This is a genomic window from Duganella sp. CF402, assembly GCF_900109645.1.
GTDB lineage: Bacteria > Pseudomonadota > Gammaproteobacteria > Burkholderiales > Burkholderiaceae_D > Rugamonas.
The window spans coordinates 2994866-3020450 of record NZ_FOBG01000001.1 but is presented as its reverse complement, the minus strand read 5'-3'; the positions used below and the strand labels follow the sequence as shown (position 1 = coordinate 3020450).

The 25585-nt window shown below is 59.8% G+C and carries 25 protein-coding genes and 1 other RNA gene; 13 read left to right on the top strand and 13 right to left on the bottom strand.

Annotated elements, in window-relative coordinates; translation table 11 throughout:
- The first annotated feature begins 53 nt into the window (after nucleotides 1-53).
- The 4 genes from BMZ70_RS13580 (at nucleotide 54) to BMZ70_RS13565 (ending at nucleotide 1355) form a co-directional block, all read left to right on the top strand.
- Nucleotides 54-296, top strand: a complete 243-nt coding sequence (locus BMZ70_RS13580) for a hypothetical protein (RefSeq protein ID WP_092274988.1) — start codon at nucleotides 54-56, stop codon at nucleotides 294-296.
- Nucleotides 293-604, top strand: coding sequence for a cell division protein ZapA (locus BMZ70_RS13575; RefSeq protein WP_092274985.1), 312 nt, complete (start codon nucleotides 293-295; stop codon nucleotides 602-604). Before BMZ70_RS13580 ends, BMZ70_RS13575 begins: the two co-directional genes overlap by 4 nt.
- Nucleotides 605-651: 47 nt before the next feature.
- Nucleotides 652-832: non-coding RNA, 6S RNA (ssrS, locus tag BMZ70_RS13570), on the top strand.
- 64 nt (nucleotides 833-896) lie between these two features.
- Complete coding sequence (locus BMZ70_RS13565) at nucleotides 897-1355, top strand: EVE domain-containing protein (RefSeq protein ID WP_092274982.1); 459 nt, start codon at nucleotides 897-899, stop codon at nucleotides 1353-1355.
- Here the strand turns inward: BMZ70_RS13565 and lgt are convergent.
- Nucleotides 1339-2196: a prolipoprotein diacylglyceryl transferase gene (lgt, locus tag BMZ70_RS13560; protein ID WP_092274980.1), complete on the bottom strand. Its 858-nt coding sequence runs from the start codon at nucleotides 2194-2196 to the stop codon at nucleotides 1339-1341. The genes BMZ70_RS13565 and lgt overlap by 17 nt on opposite strands.
- Nucleotides 2190-3086 carry a LysR family transcriptional regulator gene (locus tag BMZ70_RS13555; protein WP_092274977.1) on the bottom strand — a complete coding sequence of 299 codons (897 nt, stop codon included), beginning with the start codon at nucleotides 3084-3086 and terminating at the stop codon, nucleotides 2190-2192. Before BMZ70_RS13555 ends, lgt begins: the two co-directional genes overlap by 7 nt.
- A gap of 126 nt (nucleotides 3087-3212) precedes the next feature.
- On the opposite strand from BMZ70_RS13555, the gene ilvD reads away from it, so the two are divergent.
- Entirely contained in the window at nucleotides 3213-5075 is a 1863-nt protein-coding gene (ilvD, locus tag BMZ70_RS13550; RefSeq protein WP_092274974.1) for a dihydroxy-acid dehydratase, read from the top strand.
- Nucleotides 5076-5134: 59 nt separating this feature from the next.
- Here ilvD and BMZ70_RS13545 read toward each other — a convergent pair whose 3' ends face one another.
- Nucleotides 5135-5356, bottom strand: a complete 222-nt coding sequence (locus BMZ70_RS13545) for a TIGR04438 family Trp-rich protein (RefSeq protein WP_092274971.1) — start codon at nucleotides 5354-5356, stop codon at nucleotides 5135-5137.
- A gap of 82 nt (nucleotides 5357-5438) precedes the next feature.
- Between BMZ70_RS13545 and BMZ70_RS13540 the strand changes: the two genes are divergently transcribed.
- The gene (locus BMZ70_RS13540; protein ID WP_092274968.1) at nucleotides 5439-5759 is read left to right on the top strand and encodes a c-type cytochrome; all 321 of its coding nucleotides are present in this window, start codon (nucleotides 5439-5441) and stop codon (nucleotides 5757-5759) included.
- 35 nt (nucleotides 5760-5794) lie between these two features.
- Here the strand turns inward: BMZ70_RS13540 and BMZ70_RS13535 are convergent, their stop codons facing one another.
- The 5 genes from BMZ70_RS13535 to folD form a co-directional block, all read right to left on the bottom strand.
- Nucleotides 5795-6928 carry a branched-chain amino acid ABC transporter substrate-binding protein gene (locus BMZ70_RS13535; protein ID WP_092274965.1) on the bottom strand — a complete coding sequence of 378 codons (1134 nt, stop codon included), beginning with the start codon at nucleotides 6926-6928 and terminating at the stop codon, nucleotides 5795-5797.
- Between the two features lie 174 nt (nucleotides 6929-7102).
- Nucleotides 7103-7480, bottom strand: coding sequence for a hypothetical protein (locus BMZ70_RS13530; RefSeq protein ID WP_092274962.1), 378 nt, complete (start codon nucleotides 7478-7480; stop codon nucleotides 7103-7105).
- Nucleotides 7477-7908 carry a DNA polymerase III subunit chi gene (locus BMZ70_RS13525; protein ID WP_092274959.1) on the bottom strand — a complete coding sequence of 144 codons (432 nt, stop codon included), beginning with the start codon at nucleotides 7906-7908 and terminating at the stop codon, nucleotides 7477-7479. Before BMZ70_RS13525 ends, BMZ70_RS13530 begins: the two co-directional genes overlap by 4 nt.
- 88 nt (nucleotides 7909-7996) lie before the next feature.
- The gene (locus BMZ70_RS13520; protein WP_092274956.1) at nucleotides 7997-10072 is read right to left on the bottom strand and encodes a M3 family metallopeptidase; all 2076 of its coding nucleotides are present in this window, start codon (nucleotides 10070-10072) and stop codon (nucleotides 7997-7999) included.
- Nucleotides 10073-10174: 102 nt separating this feature from the next.
- Nucleotides 10175-11020: a bifunctional methylenetetrahydrofolate dehydrogenase/methenyltetrahydrofolate cyclohydrolase FolD gene (folD, locus tag BMZ70_RS13515; RefSeq protein WP_092274953.1), complete on the bottom strand. Its 846-nt coding sequence runs from the start codon at nucleotides 11018-11020 to the stop codon at nucleotides 10175-10177.
- 231 nt (nucleotides 11021-11251) lie between these two features.
- On the opposite strand from folD, the gene aceE reads away from it, so the two are divergent.
- The 3 genes from aceE to lpdA are packed head-to-tail and all read left to right on the top strand — an operon-like array spanning nucleotide 11252 to nucleotide 17441.
- The gene (gene aceE / locus BMZ70_RS13510; protein WP_092274950.1) at nucleotides 11252-13942 is read left to right on the top strand and encodes a pyruvate dehydrogenase (acetyl-transferring), homodimeric type; all 2691 of its coding nucleotides are present in this window, start codon (nucleotides 11252-11254) and stop codon (nucleotides 13940-13942) included.
- Between the two features lie 31 nt (nucleotides 13943-13973).
- Complete coding sequence (gene aceF, locus BMZ70_RS13505; RefSeq protein WP_092274947.1) at nucleotides 13974-15650, top strand: dihydrolipoyllysine-residue acetyltransferase; 1677 nt, start codon at nucleotides 13974-13976, stop codon at nucleotides 15648-15650.
- Nucleotides 15651-15656: 6 nt separating this feature from the next.
- Entirely contained in the window at nucleotides 15657-17441 is a 1785-nt protein-coding gene (lpdA, locus tag BMZ70_RS13500; RefSeq protein WP_092274944.1) for a dihydrolipoyl dehydrogenase, read from the top strand.
- A 53-nt stretch (nucleotides 17442-17494) separates the two neighbouring features.
- Here the strand turns inward: lpdA and BMZ70_RS28025 are convergent, their stop codons facing one another.
- Nucleotides 17495-18031 (bottom strand): hypothetical protein, encoded by a 537-nt coding sequence (locus BMZ70_RS28025; RefSeq protein WP_130300779.1) that lies wholly within the window; start codon nucleotides 18029-18031, stop codon nucleotides 17495-17497.
- A gap of 250 nt (nucleotides 18032-18281) precedes the next feature.
- Between BMZ70_RS28025 and BMZ70_RS13490 the strand changes: the two genes are divergently transcribed.
- Both BMZ70_RS13490 and BMZ70_RS13485 read left to right on the top strand, forming a co-directional pair.
- Nucleotides 18282-18680, top strand: a complete 399-nt coding sequence (locus BMZ70_RS13490) for a CPBP family glutamic-type intramembrane protease (RefSeq protein ID WP_092274938.1) — start codon at nucleotides 18282-18284, stop codon at nucleotides 18678-18680.
- An 18-nt stretch (nucleotides 18681-18698) separates the two neighbouring features.
- Entirely contained in the window at nucleotides 18699-19022 is a 324-nt protein-coding gene (locus BMZ70_RS13485; RefSeq protein ID WP_092274935.1) for a TfoX/Sxy family protein, read from the top strand.
- A gap of 213 nt (nucleotides 19023-19235) precedes the next feature.
- Here BMZ70_RS13485 and BMZ70_RS28340 read toward each other — a convergent pair whose 3' ends face one another.
- From BMZ70_RS28340 to BMZ70_RS13475, 3 genes are read right to left on the bottom strand one after another with little or no spacing between them, the layout of a single operon-like run.
- On the bottom strand, nucleotides 19236-19379 hold the full coding sequence (locus BMZ70_RS28340; protein WP_165403475.1) for a hypothetical protein: 144 nt from the start codon (nucleotides 19377-19379) through the stop codon (nucleotides 19236-19238).
- A gap of 45 nt (nucleotides 19380-19424) precedes the next feature.
- A complete protein-coding gene (locus tag BMZ70_RS13480) occupies nucleotides 19425-20723 on the bottom strand; it encodes a M20/M25/M40 family metallo-hydrolase (protein WP_092274932.1) in 1299 nt (432 codons plus the stop codon).
- A gap of 39 nt (nucleotides 20724-20762) precedes the next feature.
- Complete coding sequence (locus BMZ70_RS13475; RefSeq protein WP_092274929.1) at nucleotides 20763-21185, bottom strand: PACE efflux transporter; 423 nt, start codon at nucleotides 21183-21185, stop codon at nucleotides 20763-20765.
- A 97-nt stretch (nucleotides 21186-21282) separates the two neighbouring features.
- On the opposite strand from BMZ70_RS13475, the gene BMZ70_RS13470 reads away from it, so the two are divergent.
- Entirely contained in the window at nucleotides 21283-22191 is a 909-nt protein-coding gene (locus BMZ70_RS13470; protein WP_092277829.1) for a LysR family transcriptional regulator, read from the top strand.
- A gap of 35 nt (nucleotides 22192-22226) precedes the next feature.
- Entirely contained in the window at nucleotides 22227-22883 is a 657-nt protein-coding gene (locus BMZ70_RS13465) for a thiol:disulfide interchange protein DsbA/DsbL (RefSeq protein WP_092274926.1), read from the top strand.
- A 2-nt stretch (nucleotides 22884-22885) separates the two neighbouring features.
- Here BMZ70_RS13465 and BMZ70_RS13460 read toward each other — a convergent pair whose 3' ends face one another.
- The gene (locus BMZ70_RS13460) at nucleotides 22886-25519 is read right to left on the bottom strand and encodes a hypothetical protein (protein WP_130300781.1); all 2634 of its coding nucleotides are present in this window, start codon (nucleotides 25517-25519) and stop codon (nucleotides 22886-22888) included.
- Nucleotides 25520-25585: the final 66 nt, after the last annotated feature.

Genomic DNA, 25585 nt, shown 5'->3' with positions numbered 1-25585 from the left:
TGCAAACACGCGATTCGGTTGACGGCATCCCGCCCGCTCCCTATAGTGGCGGGATGATTTCCGAATTCCAAGACCTCTCCGATAAAATCGACCAGCTGGCTGAAATGACCGCCGCGCTGCGCCGGGAAAATGCGCAACTGCGCCAGGCCAATGCCGCTCTCGTGGTGGAGAACATGGGCTATCAGCGCCGGCTGGGTGAAGCCTCCGGCCGCCTCGAAGCTTTGCTGGGATCGATCCCCGGCCTCGACAGCGCCGATACCGATGACAAGCTTCCAGAAAACGAGGATGCGCAATGATTCAGCTGGATGTCACCATCATGGGCCAGCCGTACAAGCTGGCTTGCAAAGAGGATGAGGAGGCGGCGCTGCGCAAGGCGGTCGCCTTTGTGGACCGCAAGATGTGCGCGATCCGCGACGCCGGTAAAGTCAAGGGCACCGACCGTATCGCCGTGATGGCGGCACTGAGCATGGCCGGCGAATTCCTGTCGGTGAAAGCACCACAGGGACCGTTGTCTGACATGTCGATGCTGGAAGTGCAGACCAAGATGGCTGCCATGCACAAAGTGCTGGACGCCGCCCTGACGCCGCAGGAAGCGCTGTTTTAATTTGTAAATCGGCCTTCCTTTGCAGCGCACAAAAGAGTAAACTCTGTTTCACCCTGCGGTGTTCGAGACTTGTCATATATTCCTTGAACCATTTGTTTGCACCGGTCGTGGAAATTTGTTCGGTGGGCGAGAGCGTCGCTAGTCCGATGAACCCGAAATTGAACTAACCGTGACCACCTGAGCCTTTTAGGTTCGGGATGCCGGCAAGACGGCACAGGCGGGGCCTTATATCAAAAGAAGCGGTTGTTAGCATGTGAATGCGCAGCCGCTTTTTTTTCGTCTGGAGATATGCATGCAATATTGGCTGATGAAATCCGAACCGGATGAAGTGAGTATTGATGACGTGATGGCGTCGCCGCAGCAGACCACCGCGTGGTTCGGCGTGCGCAACTACCAGGCGCGCAATTTCATGCGCGACCAGATGCAGGTCGGTGATGGTGTGCTGTTCTATCACTCCAGCTGCCCGGAGCCCGGCATTGCAGGGCTGGCGCAGATAGTGAGCACTCCTTATCCGGACGCCTCGCAGTTCGATAGCAAGAGCAAATATTACGACGCCAAGGCCACGCAGGAGCAGCCGCGCTGGATTTCGATTGATGTGCAGGGCACGCAGAAAACGCGCCTGTTGTCACTGGCGGAGATGCGGACGATCCCCGCGCTGGAAGACATGGTAGTGCTGCAGAAGGGCAGCCGCCTGTCCATCACGCCGGTCACACCGGCGCAATGGAAAGCCATCGTCAAGCTTTTGAAATGACTGGTGGTGCGCCGCGCTGGCGTACTTTGTAAGCCCACACCAGCATGATGATCGCGCCGATAATCATCGGCAGCGACAGCGCCTGGCCGGAGGTGATCGGTACGCCGGCAATGACGCGCTCCCAGTCCGGCGTGCGGAAATACTCGGTGAAGAATCGCGCGCAGCCATACAGCAGGGTATAGAACGCGCCGACCGCCAACCGTGGACGCTCCTTGCGGGCATACAGCCACAAAATCACGAACACGATCAGGCCATCAATCAGCAGCTGGTACAGCGGCGATGGATGGCGCAGGCCTTGCAGGAACACCGGATCCGGATGCAGCGGGTAGCGGATGTCCGGCCACAGCATGGCCCACGGCAGCGATTGATCGCTCACCACGCGGCCTGGCAGTTCGGCGTTGATGAAGTTGCCGAGACGGCCCGCCGCATAACCGAGCGGCACCAGCGGCGCGATGAAGTCGTACACATCCAGCAGGTTGCGGCCGGCCTTGCGCGCCCAGATCGACATCGCCACCAGCACGCCGATGAAGCCGCCGTGGAAGGACATGCCGCCGTGCCAGACCTTGAAGATTTCAATCGGATCGGAGAAGTATTTGAGCGGTTCGTAGAACAGCACTTCACCCAGGCGGCCGCCGATAATCACGCCCATCATGCCGTAGAACAGCATGTCGTCCAGGTCTTCCTTCTTCCACTGCTGCGCGGCGATGTGCGGCTGCTTGATGCGCACCCGGCCCAGCGCGATGAACAGCGCAAAGGCCAGCACGTACATCAGGCCATACCAGTGGATGGCGACTGGCCCCAGTTGCAGGGCGATGGGGTCGGGCATCGGGTGTATCAGCATAGGGTGTTCTTTCTCAGTAGTTCCAAAAAGCCGTGCAGTACCGGCGAGGCATTATCGCGCCGCCATGCGAGGCCGGTTTCGACCAGCGGCGTGGCGTCGGCCAGCGCCCGGTATTCTACCCCGGTCCGCATCAGGTTGGAGACCGACTGCGGCACCAGCGCCATGCCGATGCCGGCCGACACCAGGCTGACGATGGTTTGCATCTGGATCGCTTCCTGCCCGATCTGCGGCGTGATGCCGGCTTCGCGGAATACCGACAGAATGGCGTCGTGCAGCGCCGGCGCAATCGCGCGCGGGAAGATGATGAGCGGGAGCTGCGGCAGCGCTGAGAGTTTCAGCTTGCCTTTCTTCTTCAGCGCCGGCAGGCCGGCGGGCAGGGCCAGCACCAGCGGCTCGTTCAGCACCGGCAGGTAGTCCAGTTCCTGCTTCGCCTTGTCGGGCAGCGGCGGGATCAGCAGGCCGGCGTCGATGCGGTTGTGCAGCAGGTCGTCCAGTTGCAGGTCGGAGGTGGCTTCCTGCAGCGTGATCTGCACTTGCGGGTAGGCGGCGCGGTAGGCGCGCAAAAACGGCGGCAGCACGCTGTAATCGGCCGAGGAGACGAAGGCCAGCGTCAGGCGGCCTACCTCGCCGGCGGCGGCGCGCTGCACCAGTTGCGGCAGTTCCTGCGCCTGCGCCAGCATGCGGCGCGCTTCCGGCAGCAGCGCCAGGCCGGCCGGCGTCAGCGCCACGCCGCGCCGGTTGCGCTCGAACAGCGCGGCGCCCAGTTCTTCCTCCAGCGCCTGGATGGTCTGCGACAGCGGCGGCTGCGTCATGTGCAGGCGCAGCGCGGCCTTGCCGAAGTGGAGTTCTTCGGCCACGGTGGTGAAGTAGCGGAGCTGGCGCAGTTCCATATGGTTAACTATGCAATTTGTTATCTGTGATATTTTATACGAATCACAGGTGCGGAAATCGGATATTTGACATGGTGGCAGGGTAGTCGCACACTCTTAGGCTAGCCTTACCATTGGAGAATCATCATGCCGCAATACCGTTCCCGTACCACCACTCATGGCCGCAACATGGCCGGCGCACGCGCGCTCTGGCGCGCCACCGGCATGAAAGATGGCGACTTCGATAAACCGATCGTGGCCGTGGTCAACTCCTTCACCCAGTTCGTGCCGGGCCACGTGCACCTGAAGGATCTGGGCCAGCTGGTAGCGCGCGAGATTGAAAAAGCGGGCGGCGTGGCGAAAGAATTCAATACCATCGCCGTCGACGACGGTATCGCGATGGGCCACGGCGGCATGCTGTATTCGCTGCCGTCGCGCGACCTGATCGCCGACTCGGTCGAGTACATGGTCAACGCCCACTGCGCCGATGCGATGGTCTGCATCTCCAACTGCGACAAGATCACGCCGGGCATGCTGATGGCTGCCATGCGTTTGAACATCCCGGTGGTGTTCGTATCGGGCGGTCCGATGGAAGCGGGCAAGGTAGTCAAGGTCGTCAATGGCGGCCAGAAGATCATCAAGCTGGATCTGGTGGACGCCATGATCAAGGCCGGCGACGCCACCGTCAGCGATGCCGACGTGGCCGAGATCGAGCGTTCCGCCTGCCCGACCTGCGGTTCGTGCTCCGGCATGTTCACCGCCAACTCGATGAACTGCCTGACCGAAGCACTGGGCCTGTCGCTGCCGGGTAATGGCACCATCGTCGCGACGCACTCGGACCGCGAACAGCTGTTCCTGCGCGCCGGCCGCCTGATCGTGGAACTGGCCAAGCGCCACTACGAGCAGGACGACTACAGCATCCTGCCGCGCTCCATCGCCACCAAGGCGACCTGGGAAAACGCGATGGCGCTGGATGTGTCGATGGGGGGGTCGACCAACACCGTGCTGCACTTGCTGGCCGCAGCGCACGAAGCGGGCGTGGACTTCACGATGGCCGACATCGACCGCATCTCGCGCAAAGTGCCATGCCTGTGCAAGGTCGCGCCGATGACGGACAAGTTCCACATCGAAGACGTGCACCGCGCTGGCGGCATCATTTCGATTCTTGGCGAACTGGCGCGCGCCGGTTTGCTGGATACGTCGCGTCCAACCATTCACGCGCCGACGATGGGCGAGGCGATTGAACGCAACGATATCAAGCGCAGCGACGATCCTGCAGTGCACCAGCTGTTCCGCGCCGCGCCGGGCGGTGTGCCGACGCAGGTGGCGTTCTCGCAATCGGAGCGCTATGAATCGCTGGACCTGGACCGCAGCACCGGTTGCATCCGCGACCTGGAGCACGCGTATTCGAAGGACGGCGGCCTCGCGGTCTTGTACGGCAATCTGGCGGAGAAGGGCTGCATCGTTAAAACCGCAGGCGTGGATGAGAGCATCCTGAAGTTCAGCGGCAAGGCGCGCGTGTTTGAATCGCAGGACGCGGCGGTGGAAGCCATCCTTGGCGACACCGTGCATGAAGGCGATGTGGTCATCATCCGCTACGAAGGTCCGAAGGGCGGTCCTGGCATGCAGGAGATGCTGTATCCGACTTCGTACATCAAGTCCAAGGGCCTGGGCAAGGCGTGCGCGCTGTTCACCGATGGCCGTTTCTCGGGTGGCTCGTCGGGCCTGGTGATTGGTCACGCTTCGCCGGAAGCGGCGGAGGGCGGCGCGATTGGTCTGGTGGAAGAGGGCGATATGATTGATATCGATATTCCGAACCGCACCATCAATCTGCGTATCGGCGATGAGACGCTGGCGGCGCGTCGTGTGGCGATGGAAGCCAAGGGCGCCGATGCATGGCAGCCGGTGAACCGCGAGCGCTACGTCTCGCAAGCGCTGCAAGCCTACGCCGCGCTGACCACCTCCGCCGACCGTGGCGCGGTGCGCGACCTGTCGCAGCTGCGGAAGTAACTACGTCGTCCCGGCGCAGGCCGGGACCCAATTGGGTTCCGGCCTGCGCCGGAACGACATCATTTCTTGTCGAAGGTTTTGCTGACGCGGGCTTTGCGGCGCTTTTCGTCTTCGTTGTGGGCTTTGCGCTTGTCGAAGCCGAGCATCGGCTCCAGGAATTCAAACCACAGGAATGCCACCACCATCAGGGCGCCAATCGCCCACCAGGATAATTCGGCAAACTTCCACACTTCAAAGTAGCGCAACGCAACCAGAGCGACGATCAATAGGATCAGTGGCATGATTTCCTCCTTAGCCTCCATCTTACAAGTAATCAAGCAAAACGCGGTAGAATGTTTAGCAGCACTTACTCAGGAGAGCACTATGAAAAAACATTTGATGATGATTGGGGTAGTACTGGCATCGACGTTCGCTTCGCAGGCCGCTATGGCTGACGCGGGCCTGGATCTGGCCAAGGCCAAGAATTGCATGGCTTGCCACGCGGTTGCCACCAAGCTGGTTGGTCCTGCCTACAAGGACGTTGCCGCCAAATACGCCGGCCAGAAAGATGCGGAAGCCAAGCTGGCTGCCAAAGTGATCAAAGGCGGCTCCGGCACCTGGGGCGCGATCCCGATGCCAGCCAATCCGCAAGTCAATGAAGCGGAAGCCAAGACCCTGGTGAAATGGGTCCTGAGCCAGAAATGAAAAAAGCGCCCTAGGGCGCTTTTTAATTTTATGGATCAGTGAATTACTTCGATCTTGGTTTTCTTACCGTCCGTGTAAGTGAACAAGGTCAGCGCGCCATCCTTGATGTCGCCCTTGTCGTCGAAGGTAATCAGGCCGGTCACGCCCTGGTACTTGATCTTCTGCAGCACCGGCAGGTACTTGGCCGGCTGTGCCGAATTGGCCTGCTGCATGGCGGCTGCCATCGTCATGACGGCGTCGTACACATACGGCGAGTAGATCTGCACGTCGGCGTTGTACTTCTTCTTGTAGCGCGCCACGAAATCATCCATGCCCTTTTGCTGCTCGGCAGTGACGCCGCCCGCTTCAGCGCAGGTGACCACGCCATTGGCGGCGGCCGTACCGGCCAGTTTCGGCAGCGATTCGGTGCAGATGCCGTCACCGCCCATGTACTTGGCGTTGATGCCCAGCGCCTTCATCTGGCGCAGCAGCGGGCCGCCCACCGAGTCCATGCCGCCGAAGAACACCAGGTCCGGGTTCTTGGCTTTGATCTTGGTCAGGATGGCGTTGAAGTCGGTGGCCTTGTCGGTGGTGAATTCCTTGGTGAACTCGGCGTTCGGTGCGGCCTTCTTCGCGGCCTTGACGAATTCATCGGCCACGCCCTGGCCGTAGGCGGTGCGGTCGTCGATCACGGCGATCTTCTTCGCGCCCAGCTTGGTGATGGCGTAGTTGCCGAGCGAGCCGCCCAGCTTGGCGTCGTTGGCAACCACGCGGAATACCGACTTGAAGCCTTGCTGGGTGTACTTGGTCTGGGTGGTGGCCGGCGAGATTTGCGGGATGCCGGCGTCGTGGTAAATCTTGGAGGCGGGGATGGAGGTGCCGGAGTTCAGGTGGCCGATCACGCCGTTCACTTTGGCGTCGACCAGCTTCTGCGCGACGGCCGTGCCTTGCTTCGGATCGCTGCCGTCGTCTTCCAGCTGCAGCACGAACTTGACTGGCTTGCCGTCGATCTTGATGCCTTTGGCATTCAATTCTTCGATCGCCATTTTGGCGCCATTTTCATTGTCCTTGCCGAGGTGTGCCGAAGGACCGGAGACTGGACCGACGTGACCGATCTTGATCACTTCTTGCGCAACAGCGCTGCCGGCAAAGGCCAGGGCGATGGCGAGGGGAATGAATTTGAACTGCATGTGACAATCTCCAAAGTTGTATGCAAGGCACCAAGGTACAACAAATTTTTGGCGGCGCAAAGCGGCAAACCGGAGGTTTTGTACTTTTTTGGAGCGTTTCCCTGATTTGAGGCAAACCTGCTTCAGGGTGGTGCGATCCGTGCACCAGCATGGGCACGGATCGGGGCGGAGGACTTACTTTTTCTGCGCTTGCAGGTGGGTGATTTCTTGCGAGACAGCGCGCGAGACGATTTTCTCTATCGTATCGTGCAGGCCGATGCGGATTTCGTTGGTGAGGTCATGCAAGGCATGGCTCAGCACTTCCGCCATGCTGTCCTTGATGCGCTGCTCCAGCACGAAATCCACCCGCGATTGCAGCTGGTGCATGATGCGCGATGCCAGGCGGTGTTCCATCATCGCCCATTCGGCTTCGGTCCAGCCGTCGATGGCGGCGGCTTCCAGTTGTTCGGCGACGGAGGCTGGTGGTGGTGCGGCGCCCTCCTCGCCCAGCGGTTCCGCTTTCAATACTTCCGTCAGTACAGGGATACTTGCGTCAAACGATGCTTGGCTCATGATTTTCCTGCGACAAAGTGGGTAAGTGGATAGTCTTGCTGCTTGTATGCGACATAACGCTTGCGGCCGGCGGCCGCATCATCCTCTTGGGAGGAAATCACTTCGATCATGCGCGCAAACTGTGTCATCTGCGATGGCGCGCGGCGCGACAAATTGACCAATAATTCTTTGTGCGTGTGTGGTAATTCCGCCTCATCCGAGTCCGTCAACAGGATCGGCGTCTGCGCCGCCAGCTCATCCGTGACCAGCACGTGCGGCAGGTAGTCGGTGGCGGAAAAATCCCACATCGCCGCGTTAAGTTCTGCCAGTTGCGCGCTATCTTCCGCCATCAGCACCACGCGGTTGTTGGCGGCCCAGGCCTTGCGCACGAGGCGGCAGGCGTAGGCTACTTTGTCCGGTACATTGGTGTGGAAGTCGATGCGTGTCATGGTGAATCCAGTGTATGCGAAAACGCCGCAAGCCGCTGGCACCGAGTTTGCTACCGTGCGGCTTGGGTGGAGGGGAGATTGTTAATCGTTACGCGGCCATGCCGCTGTGGCGTAACAGTGCATCGATGCTCGGCTCGCGGCCGCGGAAAGCGGTGAACGATTCCAGCGCCGGACGCGAACCGCCGACCGACAGGATTTCCGCGAGGTAGCGTTTGCCGGTTTCCGACACGGCGGCCGGGCCCAGCTTCTGCGCTTCTTCGAAGGCGGCGTAGGCGTCGGCCGACAAGACTTCGGCCCACTTGTAGCTGTAGTAGCCGGCCGCGTACCCGCCGGCGAAGATATGGCCGAAGGAATTCTGGAAGCGGTTGAACGATGGCGGAATCACCAGCGAGAACTTGCTGCGCACTTCATCGATCAGCTGCTGCACAGTCTTGCCGCCGTTGGCGTCGTAGTCGTAGTGCAGATGCATGTCGAGCAGCGAGAACTCGACCTGGCGCAGGGTCTGCAGGCCGGACTGGTAGTTCTTCGCGGCCAGCATCTTGTCGTACAGCGCGCGCGGCAGCGGTTCGCCGGTGACGGCGTGCGCGGTCATGTGTTCCAGCACTTCCCATTCCCAGCAGAAATTTTCCATGAACTGCGATGGCAGTTCGACGGCATCCCATTCCACGCCGGAGATGCCGGACACGCCCAGCTCATCCACCTGCGTCAGCATGTGGTGCAGGCCGTGGCCGAATTCGTGGAACAGCGTGGTCACCTCATCGTGAGTGAACAGCGATGGCTTGGCCACGCCATCCACCACGGCTGGCTCGGTGAAGTTGCAGGTCAGGTAGGCGACTGGCGTTTGCACGTTGGTCACGTCGGCGCGGCGGCCGCGTGCGTCGTCCATCCAGGCGCCGCCGGACTTGCCGGCGCGGGCGTACAGGTCGAGGTAGAACTGGCCGATCAGCTTGCCGTTGCGCTCGATGCGGAAGAAGCGTACGTCCTTGTGCCATACCGGCGCGTCGTCGGGTTTGATTTCGACGTTGAACAGGTTCTGGATCAGGCGGAACAGGCCGTCGACCACTTTGTGTTCAGGGAAGTACTGCTTCACTTCCTGTGCCGAGAAGGCGTAGCGGCGCTCTTGCAGTTTTTCGGAAGCGTAGGGAATGTCCCACGCTTTCAGGTCGTCGATGCCCAGCTCGTCCTTGGCGAACGCGCGCAGCTCGGCCAGGTCTTTTTCCGCGAACGGACGCGCGCGCTTGGCGAGGTCTTCGAGGAAGGCGATGACTTCTTCCGGCGACTTGGCCATCTTCGGCACCAGCGACACTTCGGCGAAGTTGTTATAACCGAGCAGCTTGGCTTCTTCATCGCGCAGTTTCAGCAGGGTGACGATGTTCTGGGTGTTGTCCCATTCGTCCTTCTTGCTGAAGACGTCGCCTTGCTCGGAGGCCTTGGTGGCGTTGGCGCGGTAAATGGTTTCGCGCAGTTCGCGCTTGTCGGCGAATTGCAGGATCGGATAGTAGGAAGGGAAGTGCAGCGAGAATTCCCAGCCTTGTTTGTTTTCTTTTTCAGCGGCGGCGCGGGCGGCGGCTTTGACATCGTCCGGCAGGCCGGCGAGGTCGGCTTCGTCGGTGACCAGCAGCTTGTAGTCGTTGGTGGCGTCCAGCACGTTTTCCGAGAAGCGCGTGGAGGTCATCGCGTGTTCTTCCTGGATGGCGGCGAAGCGGGCCTTCTTATCTTCCGGCAGTTCGGCGCCGCCCATGCGGAAATCGCGGATGGCGTTTTCGATGATGCGCTTGCGGGCCGGCGACAGGGTGTCGAATTGGGCCGAGGCGCGCAGGGCCTTGTATTTGGCGAACAGCGCTTCGTTCTGGCCCAGCTCGGTCCAGAACTCGGTCACCTTCGGCTGGTTCTCGTTGTAGACGGCGCGCAGTTCCGGCGTGTCCACCACGTTGTTCAGATGACTGACGATGCCCCAGGCCCGGCCCAGCAGCTCGGTGGCGTTTTCCAGCGGCGTCACGAAGCTGCCCCAGCTCACGGCGTCGGATGGCGCTTGCAGCTGTTCCACCACGGCGCGGTTCCTGGCCAGCAGTTCATCGATGGCCGGCGTCACGTGCTCCGGTTTGATGGCGTCAAAACGCGGCAGGCCGCTGAAGTCGAGCAGGGGATTGGTAGCATCAGTCATATTCGTTCCTCGTTGCAGCGTCGTCCCGGCGAAGGCCGGGATCCAAGCTGAGCATGCGTTCTTAGGCACCGGCCTTCGCCGGTGCGACGGTTGCGAGTGCGGTTAAGTGCGCTCGGCTGCTTCCACCGTGTTCATCAACAGCATGGTGATGGTCATCGGGCCCACGCCGCCTGGTACTGGCGTGATGTGCGATGCCACTTCCTTGATGCCGTCAAAGTCTACATCGCCGCACAGCTTGCCCTCTTCGTTACGGTTGATGCCGACGTCGATCACGATCGCGCCTGGTTTCACCATATCAGCAGTCAGGGTGTTGCGGCGGCCGGTTGCAGCCACGACCACGTCAGCCTGGCGGGTGTACACGCCAATATCCGGGGTCGCGCTATGGCAGATGGTGACGGTGGCGTTGGCTTGCAAGAGCAGCAGCGCCATCGGCTTGCCAACGGTGTTGGAACGGCCAATCACCACCGCATGCTTGCCGCGCAGGTCGTAGCCGGTGCTTTCGATCAGTTTCATGCAGCCATACGGAGTGCAAGGACGGAAACCGTCCAGGCCGCTCATCAGTTCGCCGGCGCTCAGCACCGCATAGCCGTCCACGTCCTTCTTGACCGAAATCGCCTCGATCACCTTGTGCGAATCGATGTGCTTAGGCAGCGGCATCTGGACCAGGATGCCGTGGATCTTCGGATCGTTGTTCAGCTCGGCGATGCGGGCCAGCAGCGCGGCTTCGGTCAGGTCGGCCGGGTATTGATCCTTGAGCGAATAGAAGCCGGCGTCCTCGCAAGCCTTGACCTTGTTGCGCACGTACACGTGGCTGGCCGGATCGTCGCCCACAATAATCACAGCCAGGCCCGGCTGTTTGCCTTGGGCGGTGAGGGTGGCAGCACGTGCAGCAATTTCAGCACGCAGTTTTTTGGAGAGGGCAACGCCATCGATCAGTTGAGCAGACATGATTTACACAGGTTGGTAGAGGAAAGCAGGATTATAAGGCCGCAGGGCGCATCCCGCCTCGTTTTCGGCGTTTGTTGCATGTTGCACCGCACAAGGTTTTCATAGGGAAATTTCACAATATAAAATGCCTTATCGTAATTTGAAAAAGCCGAAATACACTGATAGAATCCCCACACGTCATCGAAGTATTAGTAAATAATCAGCGAACTCTCAACTCAGGAGACTTAATACATGTCAGCTCAACTTGACCAGGTAACGGCCTACACCGACCCTGATTCGCAAGAAACCAAAGAATGGTTGGATTCCCTGGCCTCCGTGCTGGAACAAGAGGGCCCTGACCGTGCTCACTACCTGTTGGAGCGTCTGATTGACCTGGCGCGCCAGAGCGGTTCCGATATTCCGTTCTCCGCCAATACTGCATACGTCAACACCATCCCTGCCGACAAGGAGCAACACTGCCCCGGCAACCTGGAATACGAAGAAAAACTGCGCTCGTGGATGCGTTGGAACGCGATGGCGATGGTCGTCAAGGCCAACCGCTTCGACGGCGACCTCGGCGGCCACCTGTCCTCGTTCGCCTCGCTGGCCAACATGCTGGGCATCGGCTTCAACCACTTCTGGAAAGCCCCAAGCGAAAACCACGGCGGCGACCTGCTGTACATCCAGGGCCACTCGTCGCCAGGCGTCTACGCCCGCGCCTTCCTGGAAGGCCGCCTGACCGAAGACCAGCTGCTGCACTTCCGCCGCGAAGTGGACGGCAAAGGCCTGTCGTCGTACCCGCACCCGAAACTGATGCCGAACTTCTGGCAATTCCCGACCGTGTCGATGGGCCTGGGCCCACTGATGGCGATCTATCAGGCGCGCTTCCTGAAGTACCTGCACGCACGCTCGATCGCCGACACCACCGACCGTAAAGTCTGGGCATTCTGCGGCGACGGCGAGATGGACGAGCCGGAATCGCTGGGCGCGATCGGCATGGCCGCACGCGAAAAGCTCGACAATCTGGTCATCGTGGTCAACTGCAACCTGCAGCGCCTGGACGGCCCGGTGCGCGGCAACGGCAAGATCATTCAAGAACTGGAAGGCGAGTTCCGTGGCGCCGGCTGGAACGTGGTGAAAGTCATCTGGGGCCCAGGTTGGGACGCCCTGCTGCAGAAGGATAAAGAAGGCATCCTGCGCAAAGTGATGATGGAAACCGTCGACGGCGAATACCAGAACTACAAAGCAAAAGACGGCGCCTACGTGCGCAAGCACTTCTTCGGCAAGCATCCTAAGCTGCTGGAGATGGTTGCCAACATGACCGACGACGACATCTGGCGCCTGACCCGTGGCGGTCACGATCCGCACAAGATCTACGCTGCGTTCAAGGTCGCGCAGGAACACAAAGGCCAACCGACCGTCCTGCTGGTGAAGACCATCAAGGGCTTCGGCATGGGCAAGCACGGCGAAGCACGCAACACCGCGCACAACACCAAGAAACTGACCGACGAAGCCGTGCGCGAAATGCGCGACCGCTACTCGATCCCTATCCCGGACGACAAGCTGGCCGATATCCCGTTCTACAAGCCAGCCGACGACGCGCCTGAGATCAAGTACCTGCACGAGCGCCGCGCCGCGCTGGGCGGCTACCTGCCGGCCCGTCGCCAGCAAGCCGACGAAAAACTGACCGTACCGCCGCTGTCGGCCTTCCAGAACGTACTGGATGCGACCGCAGAAGGCCGTGAAGTTTCGTCGACCCAGGCTTACGTGCGTATCCTGACCACGCTGCTGAAGGATTCGAGCGTTGGTCCGCGTATCGTTCCAGTGCTGGTCGATGAATCGCGTACCTTCGGTATGGAAGGCCTGTTCCGCCAGGTGGGTATCTTCAACCAGCAAGGCCAGTTGTACGAGCCGGTCGATAAAGACCAAGTGATGTACTACCGCGAAGACAAAGCCGGCCAGATCCTGCAAGAGGGTATCAATGAAGCCGGTGGTATGAGCTCGTGGATCGCTGCTGCGACCTCGTACTCGACCAACAACCGCGTGATGATCCCGTTCTATACCTACTACTCGATGTTTGGTATGCAGCGTATCGGCGACCTGGTATGGGCTGCTGCCGACATGCGCGCTCGCGGCTTCCTGATGGGCGGCACCGCCGGCCGTACCACGCTGAACGGCGAAGGCCTGCAGCACGAAGACGGTCATAGCCACCTGTTCGCCGCCGCTGTGCCGAACTGCATGCCGTACGACCCGACCTTCGGTCACGAGCTGGCAGTGATCATTCAAGACGGTATGCGCCGCATGGTGGAAGAACAGGAAGACGTGTTCTACTACATCACCATCATGAACGAGAACTACGCTCACCCAGGCATCAAGCCAGGCCAGGAAGAGGGCATCCTGAAAGGTATGTACCTGCTGCAGGAAGGCGACAAGAAAGCCAAGCAGCGCGTGCAGCTGATCGGCTCCGGCACCATCCTGCGTGAATCGATCTTCGCGGCTGAACTGCTGAAGAACGACTGGAACATCGCCGCTGACGTGTGGTCCGCTCCTTCGCTGACCCTGGTGGCTCGCGACGGTCAGGACGCAGAGCGTTGGAACCTGGTCAACCCAAGCAAAGAGCAACGCGTGCCGTACGTGACGCAGCTGCTGAAGGACACCTCGGGTCCAATCGTGGCGACCACCGACTACATGCGTGCGTTTGCAGAACAGATCCGCGCCTTCATTCCTAAGGACCGCACCTACCGCGTGCTGGGCACCGATGGTTTCGGCCGTTCGGACAGCCGCGCAAAGCTGCGTGAATTCTTCGAAGTGAACCGCTACTACATCGTGGTCGCTGCGCTGAAATCGCTGGCTGAAGAGGGCAAGGTTGACGTGAAAGTGGTTGAGCAAGCGATTGCCAAGTACAACCTCGATCCGAACAAACCAAATCCGGTGACCCAATAATCCGCTGAGAAAAAGAAACGGAGCAAACGCTATGAGCATTGTGGAAGTTAAAGTCCCGGATATCGGTGATTTCAAGGAAGTTGAGATCATCGAAGTGATGATTAAAGTCGGCGACACGATCAAAGTAGACCAGTCGCTGATTACCGTTGAATCGGATAAGGCTTCGATGGAGATTCCATCGTCGGCCGCCGGTGTGGTGAAAGAAATCAAAGTGAAGGTCGGCGAGAAAGTGGCTATGGGCTCGCTGGTGCTGCTGCTGGAAGCTGACGGCGCCGCCGCTGCTCCGGCTGCTGCCCCTGCGGCCGCTGCCGCTCCGGCGCCAGCACCGGCTGCCGCCGCTGCACCTGCGCCGGCTCCTGCCGCAGCGCCGGTCGCCGCCGGCCCGGTCGACGTCAAAGTACCGGACATCGGCGACTTCAAGGAAGTAGAAGTCATCGAAGTCATGGTCAAGGTTGGCGACACCATCAAGGTAGACCAGTCGCTGCTGACCGTTGAATCGGACAAGGCTTCGATGGAGATTCCATCGTCGCACGCCGGCGTGGTCAAAGAAGTGAAAGTCAAGGTCGGCGACAAAGTTGCTATGGGCTCGATCGTGTTCGTGGTAGACGCAGTTGGTGGCCCAGCCCCTGCTGCCGCTGCACCGGCCGCTGCACCGGCCGCAGCCCCGGCAGCCGCACCAGCCGCTGCTGCTGCTGCTGCTGCTGCTGCTGCACCAGCGCCTGCAGCAGCTGCCGCCGCACCAGCCTCGCAAGGCTCCGTGCAGACCGGCAAACTGGCACACGCATCGCCATCGATCCGCAAGTTCGCCCGCGAACTGGGCGTGGACCTGGGCAAAGTGCCAGGCTCCGGTGCCAAAGGCCGCATCACCCAGCTCGACGTGCAGAACTTCGTCAAGGGCGTGATGGCCGGCACCGTAGCCGCACCTTCGGGCGCTGCCGGTGGTTCGGTTGGTGGTGGCGGCAACTTCAGCGTGCTGCCTTGGCCGTCGCTGGACTTCAGCAAATTCGGCGAAACCGAACTGCTGCCGCTGTCGCGCATCAAGAAAATCTCCGGTCCTAACCTGCACCGCAACTGGGTGCAGATCCCGCACGTCACGCAGTTCGACGACGCGGATATCACCGACCTGGAAGCCTTCCGCGTTGAATCGAACGCCGCTACCGCCAAGAACAAGGATGCCACCAAGCTCACCATGCTGGCATTCGTGATCAAGGCATCGGTCGCCGCGCTGAAGAAATTCCCGACCTTTAACTCGTCGCTGGACGAAAAGGGCGAGAACCTGATCCTGAAGAAGTACTACAACATCGGCTTCGCTGCCGACACGCCGAACGGCCTGGTAGTACCGGTGATCAAAAACGCCGACCAGAAATCGGTCACGCAGATCGCCAAGGAAATGACCGAGCTGTCGGCACAAGCGCGCGAAGGCAAGCTGAAACCGACCGACATGCAAGGCGCGACCTTCACCATCTCGTCGCTGGGCGGTATCGGCGGTACGCACTTCACGCCGATCGTGAATGCGCCGGAAGTGGCGATCCTGGGCCTGTCCAAGGCATCGACCAAGCCGGTGTGGGATGGCAAGGCGTTCCAGCCACGCCTGATGATGGGCACCTCGCTGTCCTACGATCACCGCGTGATCGATGGCGCGATGGGCGCGCGCTTCTCCGTGTACCTGAGCGAAGTGCTCGGCGACATGCGTAAAATTCTGCTGTAAGGAGCCATGATGAGCACAGAAGTAAAAGTGCCGAATATCGGCGACTTCGCAGAGGTAGAAGTAATCGAAGTGATGGTCAAGGTTGGCGACACGGTTGCAGTGGATCAGTCGCTGATCACCGTGGAATCGGACAAGGCAAGCATGGAAGTGCCTTCGTCGCACGCCGGCGTGGTGAAAGAACTGCGCGTTAAAGTGGGCGACAAGGTCAAGGAAGGTTCGATCATGCTGGTGGTGGAAGCTAGCGCTGGTGCTGCGGCGCCTGCGCCAGCAGCTGCAGCACCTGCTCCGGCAGCTGCGGCGCCAGCACCAGCTGCCGCTCCGGCCGCACCGATCGTCGCACCAGCCGGTAGCAGCTACACCGGTCAGGTCGACATCGACTGCGACATGATGGTGCTGGGCGGCGGTCCTGGCGGCTACTCGGCTGCCTTCCGCGCTGCGGACCTGGGTATGAACACCGTGATCGTCGAGCGTTACGAAACGCTGGGCGGCGTGTGCCTGAACGTGGGTTGCATCCCATCGAAAGCACTGCTGCACGTGGCGTCCGTGATCGACGAAACCGCGCACATGTCCAATACCGGCGTGACCTTCGCCAAGCCGACCATCGACATCGACCAGGTACGCAAGTACAAGGAAGGCGTCATCAAGAACATGACCGGCGGTCTGGCTGGCATGGCCAAGGCACGCAAGACGCAAATCGTCACCGGCGTCGGCCAGTTCCTGAGCGCTAACCATATCGAAGTCACCGCCAAGGACGGCACCAAGAAAGTGGTGCAGTTCAAGCAGGCCATCATTGCTGCCGGTTCGTCGGTCGTTAAGCTGCCGTTCGTGCCGGAAGATCCACGCATCGTCGATTCGACCGGTGCGCTGGAACTGCGTCAGATCCCGAAACGCATGCTGGTCATCGGCGGCGGCATCATCGGCCTGGAAATGGCGACCGTGTACTCGACTTTCGGCGCGCGTATCGACGTGGTCGAAATGATGGACGGCCTGATGCAAGGCGCGGATCGCGATGCAGTCAAAGTCTGGCAGAAGTACAACGAAGCCCGCTTCGACAACATCATGACCAAGACCAAAACCGTTGGCGTAGAAGCGCTGCCGGAAGGGATCAAAGTCACGTTCGAAGCAGCGGAAGCCGGCGCACCAGCACCGGCACCGCAAGTCTACGACCTGGTACTGGTGGCCGTTGGCCGCAGCCCGAACGGCAAGAAGATTGCTGCCGACAAAGCAGGCGTCGCAGTGACCGATCGCGGCTTCATCCCAGTGGATAGCCAGATGCGCACCAACGTGCCGAACATCTTCGCCATCGGCGACCTGGTGGGCCAGCCTATGCTGGCGCACAAGGCGGTGCATGAAGGCCACGTGGCGGCGGAAGCTGCAGCGGGCCAGAAGTCGCACTTCGACGTGAAGGTGATTCCATCGGTGGCCTACACCGATCCGGAAGTGGCATGGGCCGGCATCACCGAAGACGAAGCGAAAGCCAAGGGCATCAAGGTCGAGAAGGGCCACTTCCCTTGGGCAGCGAGCGGCCGCGCCGTGGCCAATGGCCGCGCCGAAGGCTTCACCAAGCTGCTGTTCGACGCTGAGACCCACCGCATCATCGGCGGCACCATCGTCGGCACGCATGCCGGCGACATGATCGGCGAAATCGCCCTGGCGATCGAAATGGGCTGCGATGGCACCGACATCGGCAAGACCATCCACCCGCACCCAACGCTGGGCGAATCGATCGGCATGGCAGCAGAAGTCTACGAAGGCGTCTGCACCGACCTGCCACCACCGCGCAAGCGCTAAGCTAGCGCAGCAAACAAAAAAAACCGGGACTAGCCTCCCGGTTTTTTTATGTCTCAATCGGTTGAGGAAGGCAAAATCTGATTTTTATTGAGAGAAGATACTGTTACGTCCGCGACTTTCAAGACCTTGCCGCTGGAGCTGATGAACATCTTCTTTTCTCCACACAAATCTACTCTCCAAATTTCTCCTCCGTCATCGCTGGCTTCTATTTGTAGCAGCTCGTAGTAGTTCTCCATGCACTGAAATTGCGCTAATCCTGCGATAGTGATATTTTTAACGACTCGATTACGGGTCTGGTCGTCAAACCTGGAGTCTTTCATCTGCTCGGCTAAGTTCTCAGACCATATCCACCCTACTATTCCGTCTAACTCGGCTTGCGTAATAATGTGGACCGGGGGAGAGTTCGTCGAGGCATTTTTTTGATCACCATCTTTGTGAGCAGACACAGACTGACTAGCGTCGGTCTTGTCGGCTTTGTCCAGCCTTGTAGAAGCGCATCCTTGAAAAACGAGTAGGGCACATAGCAAAGTGGCATGGGCGCCCCAAAAAACTGCGCCGAAACGCGACTTCAAATTTTTTCTATTTCTCATGAAATTCACTTTATCTTGAGCGCATGCTGTCGCGTCGAGGATAACATTCAGCTTGGTCTAAAAATGCGCGAAATATCACAGTCTTGAACTGAGGGATGATGAGAAAGGGTCTTTTAAAATTAGAGCTGAGGATGAGTGCGATTGCAGTTAGTTTGGCCCCGCCGCGCCATCAATGTAGCCGGAGCTTGAGTTACTGATCCAGCGCTATCCAATCACCAGCGAAGTAGTGAGCTTTTTCTTTTTGCTGTAAATGATGGTACTGACCGGGATGGTGGCCGAACGATTGGTGGGCCCACATGAAGCGGAGCGCATGCGACGGGAATTTGTGGAGCTGTTCGGTAGATACCATCCGTTCTTTATCATTGTGTTCTTCCCCTGGATAGAGACGCTGTTATTCCAGGCGCTGCCCGCTGTTATTGGCCAAATCAATGAACTTCAGCCGCTGTGGCGCTGGCTAATCATCGTTGTCCCGTTTGGACTTGCCCATTACGATCCATCGGCAGTGACAGGCATGCTATTTAATGGTTTGAGTGGTGGCGTTATTCTCGGCTACACCTACCTCAAATACATGCCGCGTTCGCACTATCGGGCAATGCTAGTAACATGGATGCTGCATGCAGCAGGCAATGCCTGTGCCTATTTCACTTAACTATCATCTGGAGGCGGCATGGCCGCGAATGCGGAGTTTGTTCGTTATATCGAGGAGTTGCTTGCGCCGCTTGGCTTCCTTAGTGCTGGCCGCTTTTTTGGCGGCCACGCCATCAGCTGTCATGGCCAGCAGTTTGCGTGGATTATCGGCAGCACACTTTATCTGCGTGTCAGTGATGCTACGCGGACGGAGTTTGAGGCGCATAGTGCGCAGCCGTTCAAGTACATGACCAAGAAGGGCGAAGTCACAGTCCGTAAGTTCTACACAGCCCCCGAATTTCTGCTGGACGATCCCGAACAACTGCTGCTTTGGTCCCGCCGTGCTATCGATGCGATGGCGTGATAGGAGACTATTTCAGCTTGGAACGGTGACAGGGGGTAGAGATTCAGTAGCCTCGCATTAGCCATTCCAGTTCCAGAATAACAGTCTTGCTGATAAACAGTTGCTTGTCAGAGTCAATGAGGCCCTGAGCTAGTGGGCGTTGGCGCACTGCCTCAGCGTCGGTATGGTCAACGACGTAGTAGCGGGCAAGTACATTGGTATCTAGACCGATCATTATTTCAGCAGCTCGGCTGGATCGAAGTCTACAGGCACGGAAGGACGGTCGCTCTTGATCATGCCGAATCCGCTGACCGGTTTGGTTTTGGGCTTGGGCAGCTTGGTGCCGATGATGCGCATTTCCAGCTGGTAGCCGTTCATGACGCAGTGGACTTTGGCGCCTGGCAGAGTTTGATCTAACAGGGATTAACGCGTCAGGCGATACAGCAGGATCGCGGTGCGGATGGTGGCGCGTTCGATCGACGCGATTTCCAGGTCCTCATCCGGCGAGTGGGCGCCGTTGCCGACGGCGCCCAGTCCATCCAGGCTGTCCAGCAGCGGCGCGACGAACTGCACGTCGCCCGCGCCGCGCTGGCCCGGCGGCAGGGCAGGGATCTCGCCCAATCCCGCATCTCTGCTGGCGTCCGAGTACTGCTTCAGCACCGCCAGGTTGCCGTCGGTCGGCGACATCGGCGGATAGGCATCGTGGAAGGTGATGCTGGCGCTGGTGCCCGGCAGGTTCTGCGACACGATGGACTTCATCTTGGCGTGCGCGCGGTCGCGCTGCTCGTAGCTCAGGTAGCGCAAGTCGCCTTCCACGATGGCGGTGCGCGAAATCACATTGCTCTTGCCTGCCACTTGCGCGGTGGTGCCGAGTGCATTGGTGGTGGCATCGGTGCCGCCGGCGATCAGGCCGGGGCTGTAGGTCAGGTCGGGCTCGCGCAATTGCTGGCGGAAGGCGTCGAGAATGCGCGCCGTTTCATAGATCGCGCCGTAGCCCGCGTTGTCGGTGAAGATGCCGCTGGAGTGGCCTTGTTTGCCATTCACCTTCAACTCCCACGACGACGATGCGCGGCGGCCGATGGTGCCGGTGTCCTTGCCGTCCTTATTGCGCACCGTGCCTTCGAAGGCGAGGGCGATGTCGCTGCGTTTGGCGGCGTTGACCATGTCCGCACGCGAGATTTCAATTGGATCGCCGGCGTTTTCCTCATCGCCGCTGAACACCACCGTGATGCTGGTGTTATTGAGCGCGCCGACGCGATGCAAGGCGCGCAGCGCTTCGATGATGATCACATCGCCGCCCTTCATGTCGTTGACGCCCTGGCCGCGCACGCGGTCGCCGTTGCGCTGCCACAGCTGCACCGGGCTGTCCTTTTCAAACACCGTATCGAGATGGCCGATCAGCAGCAGGCGCTTGCCCTGCTTGCCCTCGCGCGTGGCGATCAAATGGCCGGCGCGTTGCATCGCGGCCGGCATGGACGACCAGCGGGTGGTGAAGCCCAGCGAAGTAAACTGCTCGCCAAACAGCTTGCCCACCGCGCGCACACCTTCGTGGTTCATGGTGCCGCTGTTGATATTGACCGAGCGTTCCAGCAGCTGCAGGCCTTGCGCCGAATGCGCCTTCACTTCGGCGACGATTTTCTGCTCGGTGGGCGACAGGGCTTCGGCATGCGCCGCGCCCAACATCAAAGCCAGCACTGCAAACGCGAACGGTTTCAACTTCATGCGACATTCTCCGAAGGATGGTATGCCGCTGATTGTAGCTTACCCCTGTGCCGATGCGGGCAACCCGAACACGCTGTCGAAGGCAAGGCTGAAAATGTAGGTGTAGACCATGAAGAAGAGCAGCAGCCAGATGTCCAGCACCAGCGCTTCCCACAGCGAGATGTTGAGCCACCACGCGAACAGCGGCACCAGCACCACCAGCAATCCGCCTTCGAAGCCGATGGCGTGGGCGGCGCGGCGTTTCCAGCTGCGGCCGCGCGTGGCCTGGCGCGCTTCCCACGCTTCGAACATGGCGTTGAACGCGAAGTTCCACACGACGGCGATCAGCGAGGAGGCGACGGCGGCAATGCCGGCGTGGCCTGCATCATGTCCGCCCATGAGCATCAAGCCGGTGCTGGTCAAGCCGATGGCGATGCTTTCAAACAGGGAGACGTAGACGACTTTGCGCTTCAGGCCTTGCATGGTATTTCCTTTGTAAGTAACAACGGAAGGCATGATATGGGCGTTTTTCTGAATGCAAAAGTCAGCAGCTTTCAGTTTTTCTGATAGCATGGCCGACATGGCTTTCTCGTCCGACAACATTGCGATCTTCCTGGCGGTGCTCGATCACGGCTCCTTCTCGGCGGCCGCGCGGGCGCTGCGGCGGGTGCCGTCGGCGGTGAGCATGGCCATCGCGCAGCTGGAAGCTGAGTTGGATCTGACACTGTTCGTGCGCAGTTCGCGCGAAGTGCGGCCTACCGAGTCGGCGCGCGCGTTGGAGGCGGAAGCGCGGCAGATGGCAGGTCAGTTGCGCCGTTTGCAGGCACACGCGCTGTCGCTGCATCAAGGGCTGGAACGGCGCCTGACGCTGGCGATTGCGCCTGAGCTGTTGTCGGCGCAGTGGAGCGATCCGCTGGCGCAACTGGCGGAAGAATTCCCGTCGTTGGAAGTGGAAGTGCTATCAGCGCCGCAGGACGACGCGCTGCGCATGCTGCACAACGGTGACGCCCAACTGGCGCTGGTCTACGAGCGTCCCAGCGTAAATGACCGCGAGAGCTTTCAGGAGCTGGGCAGCGAAGTGCTGGTGCCGGTGATCTCGCCGCGCCACAAGCTGGCGTTGGAACGCCAGGACGGCATTCGCCTTGAAGACCTGGTCGACCTGCGCCAGATCGCCATCTTCAGCCGCGACATGGAGGCCGACCAGCGCGTGCTCATTTCGCGCAAGCTGTGGCGCACCGACAGCCATCTGGCGACACTGAGCCTGGTGCGCGCCGGCGTGGGCTGGGCTTATCTGCCGCTGCGGCAGGTGGCGCCGTTGCTGGAGCGCGGCGAACTGCTGCGCATCAGCTTTGCCAACATGAGCGACGAGCTGCAGCTGTGGGTGGATGTGGTGTGGCTCAACGACCGTCCGCTGGGGCTGGGCGCCAAGCGCCTGATCGCGCTAATGCAGGACATCGCCGGCCTGGAGGCGCAGCCGCCGCAGAAGTGATACCCTGCTGTTTTGTTCCGTAAAAAAGGACCACCATGCGTTTGTTAAAGACTGCCTTGATGGTGGCTGGCCTGTGCGCCGCCACCGCGTTTGCCTCGCCCACCGCGCCGCGCAACGGCGCCGAGTACACCACCCTGAAAACCCCGCAGCCGGTGCAGGCGCAGGGCAAGAAGGTGGAGGTGATTGAGTTCTTCATGTATCACTGCCCGGCGTGCTACGCGCTGGAACCGGCCATGCTGGAATGGGTGAAGAAGCAGGGCGATAACATCAACTTCCGCCGCATCCACCTGCCGCTGACCGGCGAGAACGATCCGGAAGCGCATATGTTCCTGACGCTGGAAGCGATGAAGCTGGAAGAGCAGCTGCACGCCAAGATCCTGCAGACCTGGCACGTCGAGCGCCGCCGCCTGAAGTCGGATGCGGACAATATCGACTGGGCCGTGAAGAATGGCGTGGACAAGGAAAAATTCACCGCCACCTACAACTCGTTCGCAGTGATGACGCGCCTGAAGGGCGCCGGCCGCGTGGCCGCTGCCTATGAGGTGAACAGCACGCCGACGCTGGTGGTGGCCGGCCGTTACCTGACCAATCCTACGATGGTGGACGCCAGCAATCCCGGCATCCCGCGTCCGCAACTGGGTGCGGCCACGCTGCAGGTACTGGATGCCCTGGTCGCGCAGGCGCGCAAGTAAGATCACTCAATCGATAGCGGGCGTACAGTGCTCAGATTGCCGTACCGGTTGGGGATGCTGTCCCAATCGGTTTGCATGCTGTTCAGGTAGCGCACTGCGCTCCAGTAGTTGTACGGATCCGGTAGCCAGTCGTTGCGATACCAGCATATATGACTGGCACCCAAGTGATCGCGGGAATAATCGGCCAGACCGGTTACTTCCTGGCCGACATTGAGGAAGTTGCTCGTATAGTTGCCGCCGTCGAAGTGCACCACGCTAGGCACGTATTTCGATGCCAGCTTGATATAGTCGTAGGATGCGAATGGCGCGGACAGTGACGCATCCTTCGGGATTAGATCGACCGCACCCATGCCGACGCCGGCCTGTACCAGCATACGGGCTGCGCGCGACATCTTCAGGTCAGAGACGAAGTTAAAGCCGAGGATCATCATCGTGCTCTTGAATGCCTTGTTGATTTCGTCGGCAATGCGAACCTGGCCTTCGATATAGTTGGTCAGCTCTGCCGGGAAGGTCTTGGCCAGTTTATCGCCCGGTGACGTTTCGTCCAAGCGGAAGGCTTCCAGCAGCGGCTCGCTTTGATCGTATTTCTCTGCCAGCTTTTGCCCAAGCTTGATCAAGCGGTTTTGCACCGATTCCTTGTGATAGCAGAGCTTGCGGCCGTTTCCGGAGTTGTGCTCGTACACGCCATACTCATTGGTATACATATAGTCGGGCAGGAACTGGTCGTTCGGATTGATGTAGGAATCGGTCAGCAGATAGATGATCAGGCGTTTCGGATTCCGGTCCGGATGTGCCGCGTTCCATCCGCGCAGGCCGGTCAACCATTGATCAATGCTGGTGAAGTCGTACTTATCAAATTCGGTTTCAATATCGCGCCATTTCACTTGCTTTTCTACGCCGCTCCATGCCGCAGTTTTCGGCTTAGTCTCGGTGAGACTGGTATCGAAGCCTTCCTGGCCCATGAAATCGCTGTAGAGCCAGTTTGGATACACGGTAATGTAGTGGCCGGGATTGAATTTGACGTTGGTTTTCAATGCTGGCGTGCAGACCTTGGTCGGCTGGACGACGCAGCTGATGCGGCCGAACTTGACCCAGCCCTTAGTCTTCTCAGCCCACGTTTCATCGTTGCTGCCTTGAAGGTAAATCTTCGTGCTGGTAGATGCATCAGGTTTGACTGGCGGCGTCAGGAACGCGGCCTCGAATGCTTCAGGTAGCGGCTGGTCGGTATTCGTCACGCCACAGCTATCGTAGACCACAGTGGTATCGGTCGCCTGGAAGTATTGCTGGATGTTCGGACCGGCGGCCGTGATTTTGTTGTCTGCAAGCTGGGGCAGGGTGACGATGCAACGGACCGAGTAGGTATCATTGGGACCGATGTGGTTGATCAGCGGGGTGCCCATCGTGTGGGTGTAGAACAGGCCTTGCTTGATCTGATAGTTCGGGAAGCTCAGCTCGAGCAGTACGTCCTTGCCGATGTTATCGCAGCGTTGCTCTGTCTTGGCACTGGTCGATGTGCTGTGAGTGAAGCCCGATGGGCCGGTTAGCACGGTCACTGTAGCGTCGGTGCCGCTGGTGCCAGCCGGGCGGCCGTTGGAGAAATCAGGTACCGGTGCTTGCGTGTAGTTGCTGCCGCCGTTGATGACTTCCAGCGATACAATCGCGCCGCCGGATACTGTGGCTTTGGCCAATGCGCCGCTGCCGCCGCCACCACCGGTAAACGGCACCAGGAAGCTGTTGTCGATTTTGTTGGTGGGGACGTAGTTGCTCCCGCCTGTCAGATTGAGCAGGCGATTCACGCCTTCATCGTAGAGCAGGCCATTGTGCAGGATGTTGAACGAGCGCGGGTCATTTGCGATGTCGTCGCTGGCGTCACTCAACAGTGCAAAGCTTTGCGGCAGGCTTTGCCATGCTGTAGCAATGGCCTTGCCGATGTAGTAGGCACTGACATTGATCGGCTTGTAGCCGCCGGTACTCATTTTGCTGTTCCAGGCCAGATAGGTGCTGGTGCCGCTGACCTTGGTGGTCGTTACTTTGGACAAAGCGCTTGCGAGGTCGATCACGGTGACATTGCTCAGCCCAAGATTGAGCAGCAACTGGTTGAGCTTGTAAATCTTGATGGCAGTGGCCTGCGTGTTGTCCGGCGTTTGCATCACCAACCAGACGCGGGCATTCACGTTGGCGAGGATGCTTGCCCAGCCTGCCGCGACATTTTCCGGTGTTGCGCCATTCGCCAGGTCGATGCGGCCACCCATGCAGATGATGTCGGTAAAGCTGGAGGCGACGCAGCGCTCGACCTGCTTGCGAATGTCATTGTCGCCAGTGCCCAGCACAGTGGCGCCGGCGACCGCCTGGCGCGACTCCTTGCTGATGCGCAGGCGCTGTCCGGACAATGCCAGTGCCCAGGTGATGTAACCGTTGGCCATGTACGCTATCTTGGTGGCGCTTTCGGAGTAGAACTGCGCAGTGACTTCGTCGCCGACGATACCTAGTGTGCCTGACACGTCCGGCGACGCTGGCTGCCATGCTTTGCACTCCGCTGCCAGCGCAGTCGGAATCAGGGCTGCGTTGCCGAATGTGGAGACGACCGAAGCAGCCGTTACGGATTTGAGGAATTTACGACGAGAAGTTGGTTTCATGGCGCCCTGAGTAATGGTAGATTGGCCAAATTTATAATTTGGCAATCGCCATATTAGCATGCCGAT